Source organism: Glycomyces sp. TRM65418, from assembly GCF_019710475.1.
In the GTDB taxonomy this organism is placed as follows: domain Bacteria; phylum Actinomycetota; class Actinomycetes; order Mycobacteriales; family Micromonosporaceae; genus Glycomyces.
In genome coordinates, this window is record NZ_JAJFAX010000001.1 from 69,098 (window position 1) to 86,006 (window position 16,909).

Consider the following 16,909-nt stretch of genomic DNA (forward strand, 5'->3'; position numbering starts at 1 on the left):
CAAGATCAATGATTTAGACTCATCAGTCTAGTTTGATGGGAGCTCATGTGTCCTCAACTGGGAACGACCGCCTCGACGCAGCGCTGCTGCGGCTGGTCGGGGTGATCCTGCTCGGCGGCGTCCTCGGCCTGCTCAGCAGCACCATGGTCACCGTCGGCCTCGACCTGCTCGCCGCGGAGTTCGACGCCTCCCTCGCCACCATCGGCTGGGCCTCGACCGGCTTCCTGCTGGCCGTCACCATCGCCATCCCGTTCACCACCTGGGCCGTCGACCGGTACGGCGGCAGGCGGATGTGGCTGATCGGCCTCGCGCTCTTCGCCGCCGCCTCGCTCGCGGCCGGATTCGCTTGGGACGCCGGCAGCCTCGTCGCGTTTCGGATCCTCCAGGGCTTCGGCGCGGGGATCTTGGACCCGCTCGTGCTGATCCTGCTGGCCCGCGCCGCCGGGCCCGCCCGGGCCGGTCGGGTCATGGGGCTCATGGGCGTGGTCCTGTCCCTGGGGCCCGTCGTCGGCCCGATCTTCGGCGGCGCAGTCCTCGAACGGCTCGACTGGCCCTGGATGTTCCACCTGAGCGTCCTCATCGCCGCCGTCGTGTTCGCCCTGTCGTCGAAGGTGCTTCCCGCCGATCCGCCGCGAGAGGCCGAACAGTCGCAACCGCGGCTCGACGTCATCGGGATGGCACTCATCGGCCCCGGCGTGGCCGCGCTCATACTGGCCGCCTCGCAGTCCGCCGAGCACTCGGCGTTCACCGTCTGGCAGACGCTCCTGCCGCTCGCGGCCGGCGCGGTCCTGCTTGCGGTGTATGCGTTCCGGGCGCTGCAACCCGGCAGCCACCCGCTGATCGACCTGCGGATGTTCGCGAACCCGGGTTTCAGCGCCAGCGTCACCATCATGGGGCTCACCGGAGTCGTGATGTACGCCAGTCTGATCGCCCTGCCGCTGTACTACCAGCAGGCGCACGGCTCCACCGTCCTCGCGGCAGGGCTTCTCGTCGCCCCCTTCGGGCTCGGCGGCACCGTCTCGATGCCGCTGGCCGGGTGGATCTCCGACCGGATCGGCAGCCGCAGTCTCGCCCGCGCCGGAGCGATCGTCCTGCTGGCCTGCGCGATCGGACTGACCCGCCTCGACACCGACACGCCCCTGGTGTGGCCGGTGGCCGCGACGCTCACCATGGGTCTCGCGAGCGGCTTCGTCAGCGCCCCGACGATGGGATCGCTGTACCGAACCCTGCCTGCCTCGCGAGTGGCCCAAGGGAGCTCGGTGCTCTACATGCTCAACCAGCTCGGCGGCTCGATCGGCATCGCCGTCGTGGCGCTCATCCTGTCGGTCGCGACCGAGGCCGTCGGCGGCTTCCAGGGCGTGTACTGGTTCCTGGCGGTCGTCCTCGCGGCCATCCTGGCGGCCACCTGGTTCCTGCCGGGCGATTACCCGCCGTCGAACGCCGAACCCCGCGTGAAGTCCGCGGCCGGAGCGGTCCAGTCATGAAGACCATCGTGATCACCGGCGGCACCGACGGCATCGGCGCGGGACTCGCCCGGCACTATCTCGCACAAGGCGACACGGTCGTCGCGATCGGCCGCGACGCGGCCAAAGGGGCGGCGCTGACCCGGCTCGGCGCGCACTTCATCGGCGCCGACCTGAGTCTGGTCGCCGAAAACCAGCGGGTGGTCGACCTGCTCGCGTCCCGCTTCGAGGCGATCGACGCGCTCATTTTGTGCGCCAGGTACTTCCGCTCGCACCGGCACGAAACGCCCGAGGGGTTCGAGGCCTGCTTCGCGCTGGAATACCTCAGCCGGTTCCTGCTGAGCCACCAGCTGCTCGACCGCTTGGAATCAGCTCCCGCCCCCGTCGTCTTGAACGTCTCCGGTCCTGGAGCGCCCAAACCCGAGATCCGTTGGGAGGACCCCGGTTTCCGCCGCGGCTATTCCGGGATGGAGGCCCAGTTCCACGCCGGGAGGGCCAACGACCTCCTCGGACTCTCCTTCGCCGCCGAGCATCCGGACGCCCGGACCAGGTACGTCCTGGTGAACCCCGGCAGCGTCGCCTCCAACTTCGCGGGGGAATTCGACCCCGATACGGCGGCGATCGTCCAGCGCATGAAGCGGACCGCGACCCCGGTCGACCGGATCGTGCCGCACCTCGCCGCCCTCGTAGACGCACCGCCTGCCGCTCCGGTGAGCGCCTTCGTGATCGACCGGCGTGTCGATCCCCGAATGAGCGGAGCCGACGACCGCGCGGCAGTCCGCCTCCACCGGCTCACGACCAGGCTGCTGCGTCCCTGACTCCCCCACACCGGTTCGACGGCGGGAAGCACACCTGCGGCGACCTCACCGCGCCAACCGGAAGCGCCGCTACTTCTACATATGCATACGAAAACACCGGGAACATGTTTCATGTTCCCGGTGTCCGTCTGTCGGGCTGACAGGACTTGAACCTGCGACCCCTTGACCCCCAGTCAAGTGCGCTACCAAGCTGCGCCACAGCCCGTTTTCCGCCGCGTTGTCCGCAGCGGTGACAACTTTAGCCTACCGGCTCGGGGACCTCTGAGGCGAGGTCCCCTCTGTGAGCCGGGCTATTTGCGCTTGTCCTTCTTGCGTGATTCGCGGGGTTTGACCACCAGCTCGATGGGCGTGCCCGGGAAGCCGAAGTCCTCGCGCAGGCGGCGCTGGATGAACTTCAGGTACTGCTTCTCGAACGGCGCGTTCGTGAAGAGGATGAAGCGCGGCGGCTCGATGCCGGCCTGGGTCGCGTAGATGACCTTCGGGGCCTTGTTCGCCCGCGTGGGGTGCGGCGTGGCGGCCTGGAGGGCGCTGATCCACTGGTTCAGCTCGCCGGTGGTGATGCGCTGTCCCCAGCCCTGCAGGGCCTCGCGCAGCGCCCGGGCGATCTTCTCCACGGCGCGGCCGGTCATGGCCGAGACGTTCACGCGCGGGGCCCAGGCGACCTGGCCCAGCTCGCGGTCGATCTCCTTCTCCAGGTAGTACCTGCGGTCCTCATCGACCAGGTCCCACTTGTTGAACACCAGGACCATGGCCCTTCCGGACTCGGTCACCTGGGTCAGCACGCGCTGGTCCTGCTCGCTGACGGGCTCCGAGGCGTCGAGCATCACCAGGGCCACCTCGGCGGCCTCTACGGCGGCTTCGGTCCGCAAGGCCGCGTAGTACTCGGTGCCCGAGGCGAACTTGACGCGCTTGCGCAGGCCCGCGGTGTCGACCAGGACCCAGTCCTCGCCGTCGATCTCGACGAGGGAGTCGACGGGGTCGACGGTGGTGCCCGCGACGTTGTCGACCACCGCGCGCTCTTCGCCGGCGATCCGGTTGAGCAGGCTCGACTTGCCCACGTTCGGGCGGCCCACGAGGGCCACCTTGCGCGGCCCGCGCTCCTTGAGCGCCCCGGTGGGCTCCTCGGGGAACGACCACACGATCTTGTCGAGCAGGTCGCCCGAGTTGCGACCGTGCAGCGCCGAGATCGGGAACGGCTCGCCCAGGCCCAGGCTCCACAGCTCGTGGATCTCGACCTCCTGGCGCTCCGAGTCGACCTTGTTGGCGACCAGGATGACCGGCTTGCGGGTCGAGCGCAGGACGCGCACGGCCGCCTCGTCGGCGTCCGTGGGGCCCACTCGGGAGTCGACCACGAACACGATCACGTCCGCGGTGCGCATCGCCAGCTCGGCCTGCATGGCGATGGACTTCGCCATGCCCTCCGCATCAGGGTCCCAGCCGCCCGTGTCGACCAGGCTGAACGCCCGCCCGGCCCATTCGGCGTCGTACGCCACCCGGTCGCGGGTCACGCCGGGCTCGTCCTGCACCACCGCGGCGCGGCGGCCCAGGATGCGGTTCACCAGGGTCGACTTGCCCACGTTGGGGCGTCCCACCACGGCCACCGTCGGGACCGGACCTCGCGCTTCGTCGTCGTCCGGGTCGTTCCAGCCAGCGCCGTCGAAATCGGCCTGGGTCACTTCACTCATCAATGTCCCTGTTGCTCAGCAATGCCAGAATCTTGGCCACTACCTCCACGATCGGTAGCGTCGTGGAGTCGATCACCACGGCCCCCTCGGGGGCTTCCAGGGGTTTGGTGGTCTTGGAGTCGGCGGTGTCCCGCCGCTCGATGTCCTGCTTGGTCGCGTGCTCGTCGGCGCCCATCTCGGCCGCGCGGCGCTTGGCGCGCTCGACCGGGTCGGCGGTGAGGTAGACCTTGACGTCGGCGTCGGGGGCGACCACCGAGACGATGTCGCGGCCCTCGACCACGATGCCGCGCTTGGCTTCGGCGATGATCCGCCGCTGCTCCTCGATGAGGAACTTCCGCACCGCCTTGTTCCCGGCCACCGCCGAGACCGCCTGGGTGACGTCGTCGCCGCGGATCGCCAGGCCGGCGTCCTCGCCGTCGACGCGGGTGAACGGGTCCTCCGGGGCGGTGCCGAACTCGAGCTTCGCGTTCTTCACCGTCTTGGTGACCTGCGCGGCCTGCGAGGGGTCGACGCCGGCGTTGAGGACCGCCAGCGTCGCGGCGCGGTACATCGCGCCGGTGTCGAGGTACGCGGCCTCGATCGCGGTGGCGAGGGTCTTGGCCACGGTCGACTTCCCGGCCCCCGACGGGCCGTCGATGGCGACGACCGGTCCGCTCTTCTGCTCAGGCACTGTCGGCTCCGTTCTTCAACTGCAAACCCAGCAAACCTACATCATTGCGGGTTACCGGGGGTTATAGGTGGATCGGCATCGATGTCGGAGGGCTCAGCGCTCGACCACGCGGGCGCCCATGGGCCACAGCGCCAGGGGGATCATCTTCCAGTTCGCCACGGCCAGCGGGATGCCGATGATCGTGATCGCCTGGAGGAAGCCGGTCACCAGGTGGGTGAGCGCCAGTTCCCAGCCGAAGAGGATGAGCCACAGGAGGTTCCCCAGGAGGGAGAAGCATCCCGCGGACCGGTCGTACTCGACGGTGCGCCCGAAGGGCCACAGCACGTATCCCGCCAGCCGCATGTTCGCGATCCCGAAGGGGATCGTCACGATGAAGATGCAGAACAGGAGGCCGGCGAAGAAGTAGCCGATCGCGAGCCAGAGCCCGGCCAGCACGAACCAGATCACGTTCAGAATGGTTGACATGCCGAAACCCTAACCGGGCCGCGCCCTTCCTGTCGGTACAGCAGGCTGGTGCCTCTGCCGGGCTAGAGCCCGACTTCGCGGAACAGCTCCCCCACCTCGTTGGGGGTGAGGCGGCGGAGGGTCCCCGGTTTGAGGTTCCGCAGCTTGACCGGCCCGATCTCGGTGCGCACGAGGCGCGAGACGTGGTGGTCGACCGCGTCCATGAGCCGCCTCACAATGTGCTTGCGGCCTTCGTGGATGGTGATCTCGATCAACGACTGCCCGGCGTGCTCGTCGATGATCTTGAGCTTGTCGGCCTTCGCGATGCCGTCTTCGAGCTCGACGCCCTTGAGCAGCTTGTTCCAGGTGGCCTTGTCCATGATGCCGGCGACCTGCGCACGGTAGACCTTCGCGAGGCCGTGCGAGGGGTGCATGATGCGGTTGGCGAGCTCACCGTCGTTGGTGAGCAGCAGCAGGCCCTCGGAGTCGGTGTCGAGCCGGCCGACGTGGAACACGCGCTGGTCGATGCCCTTGGCGAACTCGGCGAGGGACGGGCGGCCCTCCTCGTCGTCCATGGTCGAGATGATGCCGCGCGGCTTGTTGATCGCGAAGTACACCATGTCGACGTCGGTCACGACCCGCTTGCCGGAGACGTGGATGACGTCCTTCTGCGGGTCCACGCGCTGGCCGAGGCGGGCGGGTTCGCCGTTGACCTTGACCTTGCCGCGGGAGATCAGGTCCTCGGCGGCCCGGCGGGAGGCGATCCCGGCCTGCGACAGCACTTTTTGCAGGCGAATGCCCTCTGCGTCAGCGTTGTTCATCTTCCTCGATATCCGTCACGTCGTCGGGCAGGAACGGAGCCAGCTCGGGGAGCTGGTCGACCGAGTCCAGCCCGATCTTCTCCAGGAACAGGGTGGTGGTGCGGTAGAGCGTCGCCGTGGAGTCCGGGTCGGTCCCGCACTCCTCGACCAGGCCGCGCGCCAGCAGCGTGCGGATGACGCCGTCGCAGTTGACCCCCCGGATGGCCGAGATGCGGCCCCGGGTGACCGGCTGGCGGTAGGCCACCACGGCAAGCGTCTCCAGGGCCGCCTTGGTGAGGCGGGCGGAGGCGCCGTCGGTGACGAACCGCTCCACGTACGGGGCGTATTCGGCCCGGCTGTAGAAGCGCCAGCCGCCGGCTTGGCGACGCAGATCGAAACCACGTCCGTCACCAGTGTATTCGGCGCTCAATCGGCCGAGCTCCTCGCGCACCTGTGAACGTGGCCGGTCCAATACCGAGGACAGGAAGTCCTCGGTCAGGGGCTCCTCGGCGATCATGAGGATCGCCTCCAGGACCGCGCCGAGGTCGACGTCCTCGGGGACGGGGATCGAGTCGGAGGCCGGGTCGTCGGCGTCGTCGGGATCCTCGGGCTCGGGCTTGGCGCTGACGGCCCGCGCGTACTCGTCGGTGTCGTCGACGGGCTCGTCCGCGGGCGTGTCGGGCCGGACGGGCGCGTCCTCGGGCGGCCGCGGGCCGTCTTCGCGGCGCTGCCAGGGCGGGCGCCATTCGGCCACCTCGTCGGCGCGCAGATGCTCACTCATTCGTCGTCTCCTCCCCCGTCTCCGGCGTTCCGGCGTATTCGTCGACCTGGATCTCCGCGGCGGCGACGTCGGCGCCGCCGAGCCAGCGCACGGTGAGTTCGCCGAGCGCCTGCATCTGTTCGAAGCCGACCAGGGCCTCCCGGTAGAGCTCCAGCAGCGCGAGGAACCGGGCGACCACTTCGAGGTGGGATTCGCAGTCGGAGGTGAGGGCCCGGAAGGTCGCGGCCTGGACGCGTTGGAGGCGGCGCGAGAGGATCACGGCGTGCTCGCGCACGGAGACGCGCTGCATGTGGACGTGGTCGGTGCCGACCACCGGTGGCGGTTTGGGCCTCATGGCCTTGCCCGCGAGGCGGGCGAGGTCCTCGGGGGTGAGGTCGAGGACGAGTTCGGGGAGGAGGCCTTTGAAGTGCTCTTCGAGGCCGACGTTGCGCGGGACGCGGGTCGCGGCGGACTCGACGAGCCCGGCGAGCGCCCCGGCGGCCTCCTTGTAGGCCTTGTACTGGAGGAGCCGCGCGAAGAGGAGGTCGCGGGCTTCGAGGAGGGCGAGGTCCTCCTCGTCGTCGACGACGGTGCCGGGCAGGAGGCGAGCGGTCTTGAGGTCGAGGAGGGTGGCGGCGACGAGCAGGAACTCGGAGGTCTCCTCCAGGTTCCAGGAGTCGTCGAGGCCGGTGACGTACGCGATGAACTCGGAGGCGACCTCGTGGAGGGCGATCTCGGTGACGTCGAGCTTGTGCTTGCCGATGAGCTGCAGCAGCAGGTCGAAGGGCCCCTCGAAGTTGTCGAGCCGGACGTGGAAGCCGCTCGCGGCCTCCTCCGGTTCGCCCTCCCGCAGGGTCGGGAGCTCGGGCGGCTGCTGGTCGGTCACGCAGGCAAGCTTAGACGGGGCTCCCGAGGGCCACGAGGTGAACTACGGGTTTCCTGTGCCGGTACGCGATCGGGGTCCTGTTTGTCGATGCGCTATTTGTCGGTGGCGGCGATGAGCTCACGGGCGAGTTGGCGGTAGGCGCGGGCGCCCGAGGAGGCGGGGGCCCAGGTGGTGATGGGCTCGCCGGCGACCGTGGTCTCGGGGAAGCGCACCGTGCGGGTGATGACGGTGGAGAACACCTTGTCGCCGAAGGCCTCGACGACGCGCTGGAGCACCTGGCGCGAGTGCGTGGTGCGCGAGTCGTACATGGTCGCGAGGATGCCGTCGAGTTCGAGGTCGTAGTTGAGGCGTTCGCGGACCTTGTCGACGGTGTCGAGCAGCAGGGCCACACCGCGCAGCGAGAAGAACTCGCATTCGAGCGGGACGAGGACCGAGTGCGCGGCGGTGAGCGCGTTGATCGTCAAGAGCCCCAAGGACGGCTGGCAGTCGATGAGGATGTAGTCGAAGTCGGGGATCACCGGGCGCAGCACGCGGGCGAGGGTCTGCTCGCGGGCGACCTCGTTGACGAGCTGGATCTCGGCGGCGGAGAGGTCGATGTTGGCCGGGAGGAGGCGAAGGCCCGCGACGTTCGTCTTGACCATGACGTCGTCGATGTCGACGTCGTCCTGCATGAGGAGGTTGTAGACCGTGAGGTCGAGCGTGTGCGGGTTGGTGCCGAAGCCGACCGACAGGGCCCCTTGGGGGTCGAAGTCGACCATGAGCACCTTGCGGCCGTACTCGGCAAGGGCCGCACCGAGGTTGATGGTCGTGGTCGTCTTGCCGACCCCGCCCTTCTGGTTGGCCATGGCGATCACGCGGGCCGGGCCGTGGCGCTCCAGCGGCTGGGGCTGCGGGATCTCGCGCTTGTTCGTGTACGTCTCGGGGTCGGGCGAGGACAGATCCTCCGTGCCGTCAGCGGGAGGCATCTGCGCGGCGCCTCGCAAGGCCGCCCATTTGTCGTTGCTGTCCACACTGCTCATTTCTTCGCGCCTCCGGGTGCGAGGTCGACACCGGGTGCCGGGCGTCTCACCGATTTGCCTGTCAAAGCCGACTGTACGTCAGTGTATCGAGGCTGTCGACGGCTTGGGAGACTCCGAGGCACCCGGCGTGAGTTCGCCCGCTGTGCGGTGGGGGCGTTGCGACCTGACGGGACGTCAGTTCTCTGCGAGCACCTGCTCGATGGGTTTGAGCGGCAGATGGTGCGTGAGCGCGACGGGCTCGTTGACGACGTGGCCGCCGAACGTGTTCAGGCCTCGCGCGAGCGCCGGGTCGGCCTTCAGGGCGTCGGCCCAGCCGAGGTTGGCGAGTTTCATGACGTACGGCAGGGTCGCGTTGGTGAGGGCGTACGTGGAGGTGTTCGGCACGGCCCCGGGCATGTTCGCGACGCAGTAGAAGAGCTTGCCCCCGTGGGTGAACGTGGGGTCGTCGTGCGTCGTGGGCTTGGAGTGCGCGAAACACCCGCCCTGGTCGATCGCGATGTCGACGAGGACCGCGCCCTCCTTCATGTCGGCGAGCACGTCGTCGTCGACCACCATGGGGGCCTTGGCTCCCGGGACGAGGACGGCGCCGATGACGAGGTCGGCCTCGCGGCAGGCGCGCTTGACCTCGAAGCGGTTGGAGACGATGGTGCGCAGGCGGCCCTGGTAGAGGTCGTCGGCGGCGTTGAGCTTGCCGATGTTGAGGTCGAGGAGCTCCACGTCGGCCCGCATGCCGACGGCGATGGCGGCGGCGTTCATGCCGGAGACGCCCGCGCCGATGATGACCACGCGCGCGGGCGCGGTCCCGGGGACGCCGCCCATGAGGGTGCCGCGGCCGCCTTCGGGCCGCTGGAGGTGGTACGCGCCGGCCTGGACGGCGAGGCGTCCGGCCACTTCGCTCATGGGGGCCAGGAGCGGGAGCCGCCCCTCGGCGGTCTGCACGGTCTCGTAGGCGATGCCGGTGACGTGGCGCTCCAGGAGCGCCTCGGTGCATTCGGCGCTCGCGGCGAGGTGGAGGTAGGTGAAGAGGGTCTGGCCGGGCCGCATCCGGTGGAACTCACCGTGGACCGGCTCCTTGACCTTGAGGACGAGCTCGCCTGCGGCCCAAGTGGCGTCGGCGTCGGGGCAGATGGCGGCCCCGGCGGCGCGGTAGTCCTCGTCGGTGATGGCCGAGCCGAGGCCGGCGCCGGTCTCGATCGCGACGTCGTGGCCGGCGGCGACGAGCTCGTGGACCCCGGCGGGGGTGAGCGCGACGCGGTACTCGTTGTTCTTGATCTCGCGGGGGACGGCGACTTTCACGTTACGGGTTCCTTCCGAAGCGTTGTGCCAGTTCGGGGCCGGTCGGCATCCCGCACGGGCAGTCTAGGACGCGGAGTGCCCGAATACCCGCATTCCTTGTGGGTCAGCAGTTCGGACGGCGTCGTCGCCGTGATCGTAAGTCAGGCCCGCCGCACGGCGGCGCGGCGGGCGCTGGTTGTTCGGTAACACGGCAGCGTGCGGCCTATCGGCGGTCGAGGTGCAGCCGGGTGAGGGTCAGGGCGAGGGCGCAGACGCCGTTGCGGATCTCGCCGTCGGCGACCGCGGCGAGGGCCTTGTCGAGGTCCCACCAGACGAACTCGATGTGGGTCTCCTCGTCGGTGCGCTCGTGGCGCTCGGCCTCGGCCACCGGGGTGAGGCCGGTGGCGAGGAAGTAGTGGATGACCTCGTTGGAGATGCCCGGGCTGGTGTAGAACTCGCCGAGCTTGACCATCTCGGCCGCCTGGAGGTCGGCCTCTTCGGCGAGTTCGCGCCGGGCGCAGTCGGCGGGGTCCTCGTCCGCGACGTCGCGGATCCCGGCCGGGAGCTCCCACAGGTGCTCCTTGGCGGGCACCCGGTACTGGCGGATGAGGCCGACCCGGCCCTGCTCGTCGAGGGGGACCGCGACGACCGCGCCGAGGTGGACGAGGAACTCGCGTCGGGCGGTGCCGCCGCCGGGCATCGCGACGGTCTCGGCGGTCAGGTCGTAGGCCCAGCCGCGGTGGATGATTTCGCTGTCGAGAACTCGGTAGTCATGCACGGCGACCACACTAGTCCGCTCCGGTTACGGGGTCAGGTCTCTCCGGCGGCGTCCTTGAGGCGCCGCAGGATCCCGTCGACGACCTCGCGGCCCGGGAGCGGCACGCCGGTCACCGCGGAGAGGAACAGGCCGTCGCCGACGAGGCGGACGATCTCGGCGGTGACCGGATCCTCGATCTGCTCGTGGATGAGCGCGGCCCAGCCGTCGAAGATGAAGAGCACGTCCGCCTTGGCGGTCTCGGAGAGCTCGTCCTTGCCGCGCATGGCGGTGAACAGCGCCCAGAGCCCGGCCGCCGACTCGGGCGTCTCGACTTCGGAGACGCGCAGGAACGTCTCGACCACGCCGGTGGCGCGGGCCTTGGCGATGTTCGCCTCCTCCTGGAGCCGGAAGCGGCGGGCGAGGCCGTCGTAGAGGTCGGACTTCGACTTGAAGTGGTAGAGCAGGCCGCCCTTGGAGACGTCGGCCTCGGCGGCCACCTTCTCCAGCGTCACGCCCGAGCTGCCCTCGTCGACGAGGATGCGCTGGAGCGCGTTGAGGATCCGATCACGGGTGGTGATCTCGGGCTCGTTCATGTTCCCTCCCGGTGACAACTGTACCGTCCGGACGGTACAGTCGGTTGGTCGGTGCGTCCAGCACCGGATTCGGCGTCGCTTGCGAGCCATGGATCGACCCGTCGGAAAGAGTGAACCAATGACCACCACGCTGCGCGCGCCCGAGGGGCGCCGTCCCCGTATCAGCGCCAAGCAGGGGTGGGCGCTCGCGGTGCTGGTGCTCCCCGTGCTCCTCATCTCCGTCGACATGACCGTGCTCGGCTTCGCCGTGCCGTTCCTGTCCGAGGACCTCGGGCCCACCGGCTCGCAGCTGCTGTGGATCGTCGACGTGTACGGCTTCGTGCTCGCCGGACTCCTGGTCACCATGGGCTCCCTCGGCGACCGCCTGGGCCGCCGCAAGCTCCTCGTCGTCGGCTCGGCCGCGTTCGCCGCCGCGAGCGTCCTCGCCGCGTACGCCCCCAACGCGGAGGCGCTCATCGCCGCGCGGGCGCTGCTCGGCGTCGCCGGCGCCACACTCATGCCGACCACGCTGGCGCTCATGCGGAACCTGTTCACCGACGACCGCCAGCGCCGCTTCGCGATCGCGATCTGGGCGTCCGGGTTCTCCGCGGGCGCGGCGGCCGGGCCGATCGTCGGCGGCTGGCTGCTCGAGCACTTCTGGTGGGGCTCGGTGTTCCTCATGGCCGCGCCGGTGTCGCTCGCGGTCGTGCTGGCCGCGCCGTTCCTGCTGCCGGAGTCCAAGAACCCGGACCCGGGCACGCTCGACCTGCTCAGCGTCGCCCTGTCGTTCCTGGGAATGTTCCCGTTCGTGTACGGGGTCAAGACGATCGCCGAGCACGGCCTGTCCTGGACGGCCGTCGTCGCGCTCGTGGCCGGCCTGGCGTTCGCGTCGGCGTTCGTCGCACGGCAGCGGCGCCTCGAGCACCCGCTGCTCGACATGGAGCTGTTCCGGCTGCGGCGCTTCAGCGCGTCGCTGGCGACGAACTTCACGATCGTGTTCGCGCTGATCTCGGCGCTGTTCCTGCTGACGCAGTACCTCCAGCTGGTGCTCGGCCTCTCCCCCATGCAGGCGGGCCTGCTGCTCCTGCCGGGCATGGCGATCTCGGTCGTCACCGGGCTCGTCGCGGTGCGCCTGTCGGAGCGGATCGGCATGGTGCGCACCATCGTCGGCGGCCTGGTGTTCGTGGTCGCCGGGTTCGCGGCGATGCCGTTCATCGGCGTGGATTCGGGAGCGGCGGTCGTCGCGGTCGCGTTCGCGCTCATCGGCGGCGGCTCGGGGCTCGCGCAGACGGTCACCAACGACGCGATCCTCGCGGCGGCCCCGGCCGACCGCGCGGGCGCGGCCTCGGCGATCTCCGAGACCGCGTACGAGCTGGGCGGCGCGATGGGCGTGGCCCTGATGGGCTCGCTGGCGACCGGGATCTACCGGGCCGAGCTGGGCGACGCCCCGGACGCGGCGGCCGAGACCCTCGGCGAGGCCGCGCACGTGGCCGCGACGCTCCCGGCCGAGGCCGGGGAGGCGCTCATGACGGCCGCGCGGACCGCGTTCACCGACGGCCTGCGCACCGTGGCCGTCGTCGCGGCGGTCCTGGTCCTCATCGCCACCGTGGCGGTCGGCCGGGCCCTGCGCGAGAAGGCCGATCCGAACTGATCGGACACGGCGGCGGGCGGGCCGAGCCGCCGTTCGCGTCCGCTGCAGCGACGGCGAGAGGCGGCGCCCGGAAGGGCGCCGCCTCTCGCCGTCTTCGCTGGTGCGTCTACACCGCTTCGATGTCGAGGCGCTCGGCCGCCTGGCGCTTGAGCGCGGCCTCGACGAGGCCCGCGAACAGCGGGTGCGGCCGGGTCGGGCGGGACTTGAGCTCCGGGTGGGCCTGGGTCGCCACGTAGTACGGGTGGATGTCGCGGTCGAGTTCGATGAACTCGACGAGGCGCCCGTCGGGCGAGAGGCCCGAGATCACGAACCCGGACTTCTGCAGCTGGTCGCGGTAGGCGTTGTTGACCTCGTAGCGGTGCCGGTGGCGCTCGTTGACCTCGGTCGCGCCGTACACCTCGGCGACGATGGAGCCCTCGGCGAGCTTGGCCGGGTAGGTGCCCAGGCGCATCGTGCCGCCCATGTCGCCGCGGCCGGCGACGATGTCGGTCTGGTCGGCCATCGTGGAGATGACCAGGTGCTCGGCCTCGCGGTCGAACTCCTCGGAGTCGGCGCCGACGAGCCCGGCGACCTCGCGCATGCCCTCGATCGCCATGCAGTGCAGCCCGAGGCACAGGCCCAGGGTCGGGACGAGGCGGGTGCGGGCCCACGTGAGCGCCTGGATCTTGCCCGCCACGCCCCGGTTGCCGAAGCCGCCGGGGACGACCACGGCGTCCACGCCCGCGAGGGCCTTGGCGGTGGTCTCGGCGCTGCCGCACTCGTCGGAGACGACCCAGCGGACGTTCACCTTGGCGCGGTGGGCGAACCCGGCCGCGTGCAGGGCCTCGACCACGGACTTGTAGGCGTCGGGCAGCTCGACGTACTTGCCGACGATCGCGACCTCGACGGTGGCGCTCGGGTGGTGGACCCGGTCGAGCAGATCGTCCCAGGCGGACCAGTCCACGTCGCGGAACGGCAGGTCGAGCCTGCGGACCACGTAGGCGTCCAATCCCTCGGTGTGGAGGGTCTTGGGGATCTCGTAGATCGACTTCGAGTCGGGGGCCGAGACCACCGCTTCGTCGTCCACGTCGCAGAACCCGGCGATCTTCTGCTTGAGCCCGTCCGGCAGCGGCCGGTCGGAGCGGCAGACGATCGCGTCGGGCTGGATGCCGATGCTGCGCAGCTGCGCCACCGAGTGCTGCGTCGGCTTGGTCTTCATCTCCGAGGAGGCCGCGAGATACGGCACCAGGGAGACGTGCAGGAAGAAGCAGTGGTCGCGGCCGATGTCGTGCCGGAACTGGCGGATCGCCTCCAGGAACGGCAGCGACTCGATGTCGCCCACGGTGCCGCCGACCTCGGTGATCACCACGTCCGGGACGCGCCCGGTCTCGGGGTCCGGGTCGGCCATGGCCGCGAGGCGGGCCTTGATCTCGTTGGTGATGTGCGGGATGACCTGGACGGTCGCGCCGAGGTAGTCGCCGCGGCGCTCCTTGGCGATGACGTCGGAGTACACCTGGCCGGTGGTCACGTTGGCGTGCTTGGAGAGGTTCCGGTCGAGGAACCGCTCGTAGTTGCCGATGTCGAGGTCGGTCTCGCCGCCGTCGTCGGTGACGAAGACCTCGCCGTGCTCGTACGGGTTCATGGTGCCGGGATCGACGTTGAGATAGGGGTCGATCTTCTGCATCACCACGTACAGGCCGCGCGCGGTCAGCAGATTGCCGAGACTGGCTGCGGTCATGCCCTTCCCGAGGGCCGAAGTGACCCCACCGGTGACGAAGAGGTGCTTCGTGGAACGGATCTGACCATTAGCGGCGCTGGCCAAAGCGAACTCCCGTGGTTATATCGCCGATCAGCCGTTTCAGGAAAACAGCCGGTGAATCACATCATCCACGGGATTCCACACTAACACTTTCACCGTCGTTTTCCTCATCGACCCACGACGGTGCGTCGACGATCATGTCGGAGTACTGGCCGTCCTTGACGTGCGCGCGGGCCAGGACGCGGTGACTCATGATGACCGCCAGCGGAACCATCACCGCGAGGGCCGCGCCGAGGCTCATGAGGCCCTTGCCGAGCAGGAGGCCCGCGATGGCGGCCCCGGCGACCGCGGCCGAGAACGCGGCGCGCAGCGGCGGGTACAGGCCGAACGCGCGGCGCAGCCCGCCGCCGGGGCGCAGCAGCACGAGCCAGCAGTAGGCCCCGGCCATGACCGTGAGCACGCTCAGCGGCGAGGTGAAGGCGGCCACGATGTTCGAGCCGACGCCGGAGGCGATGACCCCGTTCGTGTCGCCGACGATGTCGCCGAGGAACGAGCCGAGCTCGCCCCGTTCGGCCGCGGGACGCCGGAAGTCGATCCACGAGAGGCCGAACAGCACCGCGACCCCGGCGAGGCCCGACCACACGAAGCGGGGGAAGGTGACCCAGCCGCCGGTGGCGAGCGCCGCCGCGAGGCAGGTGCCGACGATGATGGCGACGGCCGCCGGGACGGAGTCGCCGAGGAACCCGACGGAGACGATGAAGACGCCGAGGCAGCCGATGCCGGCCATGACCGGGGACTGGTAGCGGCGGGGCGCCCGCCAGGCCGTGGCGGCGGCGAGCAGCCACAGCGAGGCGATGAACATGCCGGTGGCGACCGGCCCGAGTTCGTTCGACGCGGAGTCGGCCACCGTGTAGTCGCCGAGGAGGGTCCCGAGCGGGTCCTCGGCGTGGGTGAGCATCGCGAGCAGCGTGACGGCGATGCCGAAGACCGAGACCGAGACCATGAGGCTCGCGGGCCCGTGGCGTCCGGGCACGGCGATCGCGACGAACGCGCACGCGACCGCGATGGCGAGCGCCGTGAGCGGCCCGACCAGGCCCGGATGCGCGGTGGACCACCATCCGAAGAAGTCCGCGAGGATCCCGGCGGCCCCGAACAGGGCGCACACGAGGGCCGAGACGATGTTGAGCCGCATGAGCCACAGCGGCGGCGGCTTCACGCCGGGCTGCCCGGCGCGGCGCAGCAGGTGCAGCAGCGGCCAGGCGACGAAGGTGAGGGCGAGGAAGAGGACGACCTGGAGCCACTGCGTGGCGGGCGCGGCGACGTCGGCGGCCATGAGCCGGGTGTCGGTGTCGTCGAAGACCGCTTGGCGGGCCGCATACGAGAGCGAGTCGCCGGAGGCCCCGGCCGCCGCGCCGGTCACCGCGTCGGGCAGCGGCGCGTCGAGCAGGGTGAGGACGGTCGCGGTCAGGTCCGTGAGCCTGAGGTAGCCGGGCCGTTCGGCGGGCAGGTCGAGCAGGTTGTGCCCGTCCTGGTCGCCGAAGTGCGCGACCGTGGCGAGGAGGCGGTCGGGCTCCTCCACCTGGCCGATGCCGGTGACGATGAGCGCCGAGTCGCCGCCGCGGGCGTCTTGGAGCGCGCCGACGGTGTCGTCGAGGTTGGCGAGCGCGGCGGTGCGCGCGGCGCTCGCGGTCGGGAGGACGCCGCCGTCGACGACGGTGAGCGGGCATTCGCCGAGCACGGCGGTCAGGGCGGCGCCGTCGAGCGGCACGGTCGGCGCGTACTCGACGCGGCCGACCGAGTTCGCGGCCGCGTACGCCGCGCCGGGCCCGACGGCGGTCGCGCAGGAGGTGCCGGCGGCGAGCATGCCGAGTTCGGTGCCCTGCTCGAGGTCGCGGTTGAGCGCGACGAGGTCGGTCATGTCGCCGACGGTGGCGGCGGCGTCGGTGACGGTGATGAGGTCGTCGGTGACCGGGAGGCATTCGCTGGGCCGGCCGTAGGGGTCGCTGACGGCGGGCGCGCCCGCCGAGAAGGTGAGCCAGCCGTCGAGGGCGCAGGTGAAGTTCCGCCCCGAGTTCGTGTTCAGCTCGGCGAGCGACCCGTGCTCGGCGAGCGCCGCCAGGTTCGGCGTCGTGTCGGCGTCGATGTCGGTCCAGGTGAGCCCGGCGACGCCGAGGACGACCACTGAGGACACCGTCTCGGGGAGCTGCTCCTCGGAGTCGTCGGGCAGCAGCTGGAAGGCCGCCAGGGCGGCGAGGACGGCCACGGCGAACCAGGCCCCGATGGGGCCCAGGTTGCGGGTGACGCTGCGGACGAGGGCCTTGCGGGCCTTGCGGACGTGGCGCCCGGCATCGAGGTTTCGCGACACGGCGGG

The 16,909-nt window shown here is 70.3% G+C and carries 15 protein-coding genes and 1 tRNA gene; 3 read left to right on the forward strand and 13 right to left on the reverse strand.

Annotated features, from left to right (window positions below):
• Positions 1-47: 47 nt before the first annotated feature.
• Positions 48-1,484 (forward strand): DHA2 family efflux MFS transporter permease subunit, encoded by a 1,437-nt coding sequence (locus K3N28_RS00290; protein WP_228090479.1) that lies wholly within the window; start codon positions 48-50, stop codon positions 1,482-1,484.
• Positions 1,481-2,281: an SDR family NAD(P)-dependent oxidoreductase gene (locus K3N28_RS00295; RefSeq protein ID WP_228090480.1), complete on the forward strand. Its 801-nt coding sequence runs from the start codon at positions 1,481-1,483 to the stop codon at positions 2,279-2,281. The genes K3N28_RS00290 and K3N28_RS00295 overlap by 4 nt, the downstream gene beginning before the upstream one ends.
• Positions 2,282-2,412: 131 nt before the next feature.
• Here the strand turns inward: K3N28_RS00295 and K3N28_RS00300 are convergent.
• The 11 genes from K3N28_RS00300 to K3N28_RS23220 form a co-directional block, all read right to left on the reverse strand.
• Positions 2,413-2,486: transfer RNA gene (locus K3N28_RS00300), tRNA-Pro, on the reverse strand.
• An 85-nt stretch (positions 2,487-2,571) separates the two neighbouring features.
• Entirely contained in the window at positions 2,572-3,966 is a 1,395-nt protein-coding gene (gene der, locus K3N28_RS00305; RefSeq protein ID WP_228090481.1) for a ribosome biogenesis GTPase Der, read from the reverse strand.
• Positions 3,959-4,636: a (d)CMP kinase gene (cmk, locus tag K3N28_RS00310; protein WP_228090482.1), complete on the reverse strand. Its 678-nt coding sequence runs from the start codon at positions 4,634-4,636 to the stop codon at positions 3,959-3,961. Before cmk ends, der begins: the two co-directional genes overlap by 8 nt.
• Positions 4,637-4,729: 93 nt before the next feature.
• Entirely contained in the window at positions 4,730-5,101 is a 372-nt protein-coding gene (locus K3N28_RS00315) for a YccF domain-containing protein (protein ID WP_228090483.1), read from the reverse strand.
• Between the two features lie 62 nt (positions 5,102-5,163).
• Entirely contained in the window at positions 5,164-5,901 is a 738-nt protein-coding gene (locus K3N28_RS00320; protein ID WP_228090484.1) for a pseudouridine synthase, read from the reverse strand.
• Positions 5,888-6,661, reverse strand: coding sequence for an SMC-Scp complex subunit ScpB (gene scpB / locus K3N28_RS00325; protein WP_228090485.1), 774 nt, complete (start codon positions 6,659-6,661; stop codon positions 5,888-5,890). The genes K3N28_RS00320 and scpB overlap by 14 nt, the downstream gene beginning before the upstream one ends.
• Positions 6,654-7,526, reverse strand: a complete 873-nt coding sequence (locus K3N28_RS00330) for a ScpA family protein (protein ID WP_228090486.1) — start codon at positions 7,524-7,526, stop codon at positions 6,654-6,656. The genes scpB and K3N28_RS00330 overlap by 8 nt, the downstream gene beginning before the upstream one ends.
• Before the next feature lie 92 nt (positions 7,527-7,618).
• The gene (locus tag K3N28_RS00335; RefSeq protein WP_374209656.1) at positions 7,619-8,491 is read right to left on the reverse strand and encodes a ParA family protein; all 873 of its coding nucleotides are present in this window, start codon (positions 8,489-8,491) and stop codon (positions 7,619-7,621) included.
• Between the two features lie 228 nt (positions 8,492-8,719).
• Complete coding sequence (ald, locus tag K3N28_RS00340) at positions 8,720-9,841, reverse strand: alanine dehydrogenase (protein ID WP_228090488.1); 1,122 nt, start codon at positions 9,839-9,841, stop codon at positions 8,720-8,722.
• Between the two features lie 202 nt (positions 9,842-10,043).
• Positions 10,044-10,598, reverse strand: a complete 555-nt coding sequence (locus tag K3N28_RS00345) for an NUDIX domain-containing protein (RefSeq protein ID WP_228090489.1) — start codon at positions 10,596-10,598, stop codon at positions 10,044-10,046.
• 32 nt (positions 10,599-10,630) lie between these two features.
• Positions 10,631-11,170: a TetR/AcrR family transcriptional regulator gene (locus tag K3N28_RS23220; RefSeq protein WP_255640242.1), complete on the reverse strand. Its 540-nt coding sequence runs from the start codon at positions 11,168-11,170 to the stop codon at positions 10,631-10,633.
• A 118-nt stretch (positions 11,171-11,288) separates the two neighbouring features.
• On the opposite strand from K3N28_RS23220, the gene K3N28_RS00360 reads away from it, so the two are divergent.
• Positions 11,289-12,800, forward strand: a complete 1,512-nt coding sequence (locus tag K3N28_RS00360) for an MFS transporter (protein WP_228090490.1) — start codon at positions 11,289-11,291, stop codon at positions 12,798-12,800.
• Positions 12,801-12,906: 106 nt separating this feature from the next.
• On the opposite strand, the gene K3N28_RS00365 is transcribed toward K3N28_RS00360, so the two are convergent.
• Positions 12,907-14,517, reverse strand: coding sequence for a CTP synthase (locus tag K3N28_RS00365; protein ID WP_374209633.1), 1,611 nt, complete (start codon positions 14,515-14,517; stop codon positions 12,907-12,909).
• A 145-nt stretch (positions 14,518-14,662) separates the two neighbouring features.
• Entirely contained in the window at positions 14,663-16,903 is a 2,241-nt protein-coding gene (locus K3N28_RS00370) for a hypothetical protein (protein ID WP_228090492.1), read from the reverse strand.
• Positions 16,904-16,909 lie beyond the last annotated feature (6 nt).

Coding starts and splice junctions, on each gene's coding strand:
- K3N28_RS00365 (WP_374209633.1), bottom strand. CDS start 14,517: ATGACCGCAGCCAGTCTCGGCAATCTGCTGACCGCGCGCGGCCTGTAC.
- K3N28_RS00295 (WP_228090480.1), top strand. CDS start 1,481: ATGAAGACCATCGTGATCACCGGCGGCACCGACGGCATCGGCGCGGGA.
- K3N28_RS23220 (WP_255640242.1), bottom strand. CDS start 11,170: ATGAACGAGCCCGAGATCACCACCCGTGATCGGATCCTCAACGCGCTC.
- K3N28_RS00360 (WP_228090490.1), top strand. CDS start 11,289: ATGACCACCACGCTGCGCGCGCCCGAGGGGCGCCGTCCCCGTATCAGC.
- K3N28_RS00335 (WP_374209656.1), bottom strand. CDS start 8,491: ATGCCTCCCGCTGACGGCACGGAGGATCTGTCCTCGCCCGACCCCGAG.
- scpB (WP_228090485.1), bottom strand. CDS start 6,661: ATGAGTGAGCATCTGCGCGCCGACGAGGTGGCCGAATGGCGCCCGCCC.
- K3N28_RS00320 (WP_228090484.1), bottom strand. CDS start 5,901: ATGAACAACGCTGACGCAGAGGGCATTCGCCTGCAAAAAGTGCTGTCG.
- K3N28_RS00315 (WP_228090483.1), bottom strand. CDS start 5,101: ATGTCAACCATTCTGAACGTGATCTGGTTCGTGCTGGCCGGGCTCTGG.
- der (WP_228090481.1), bottom strand. CDS start 3,966: ATGAGTGAAGTGACCCAGGCCGATTTCGACGGCGCTGGCTGGAACGAC.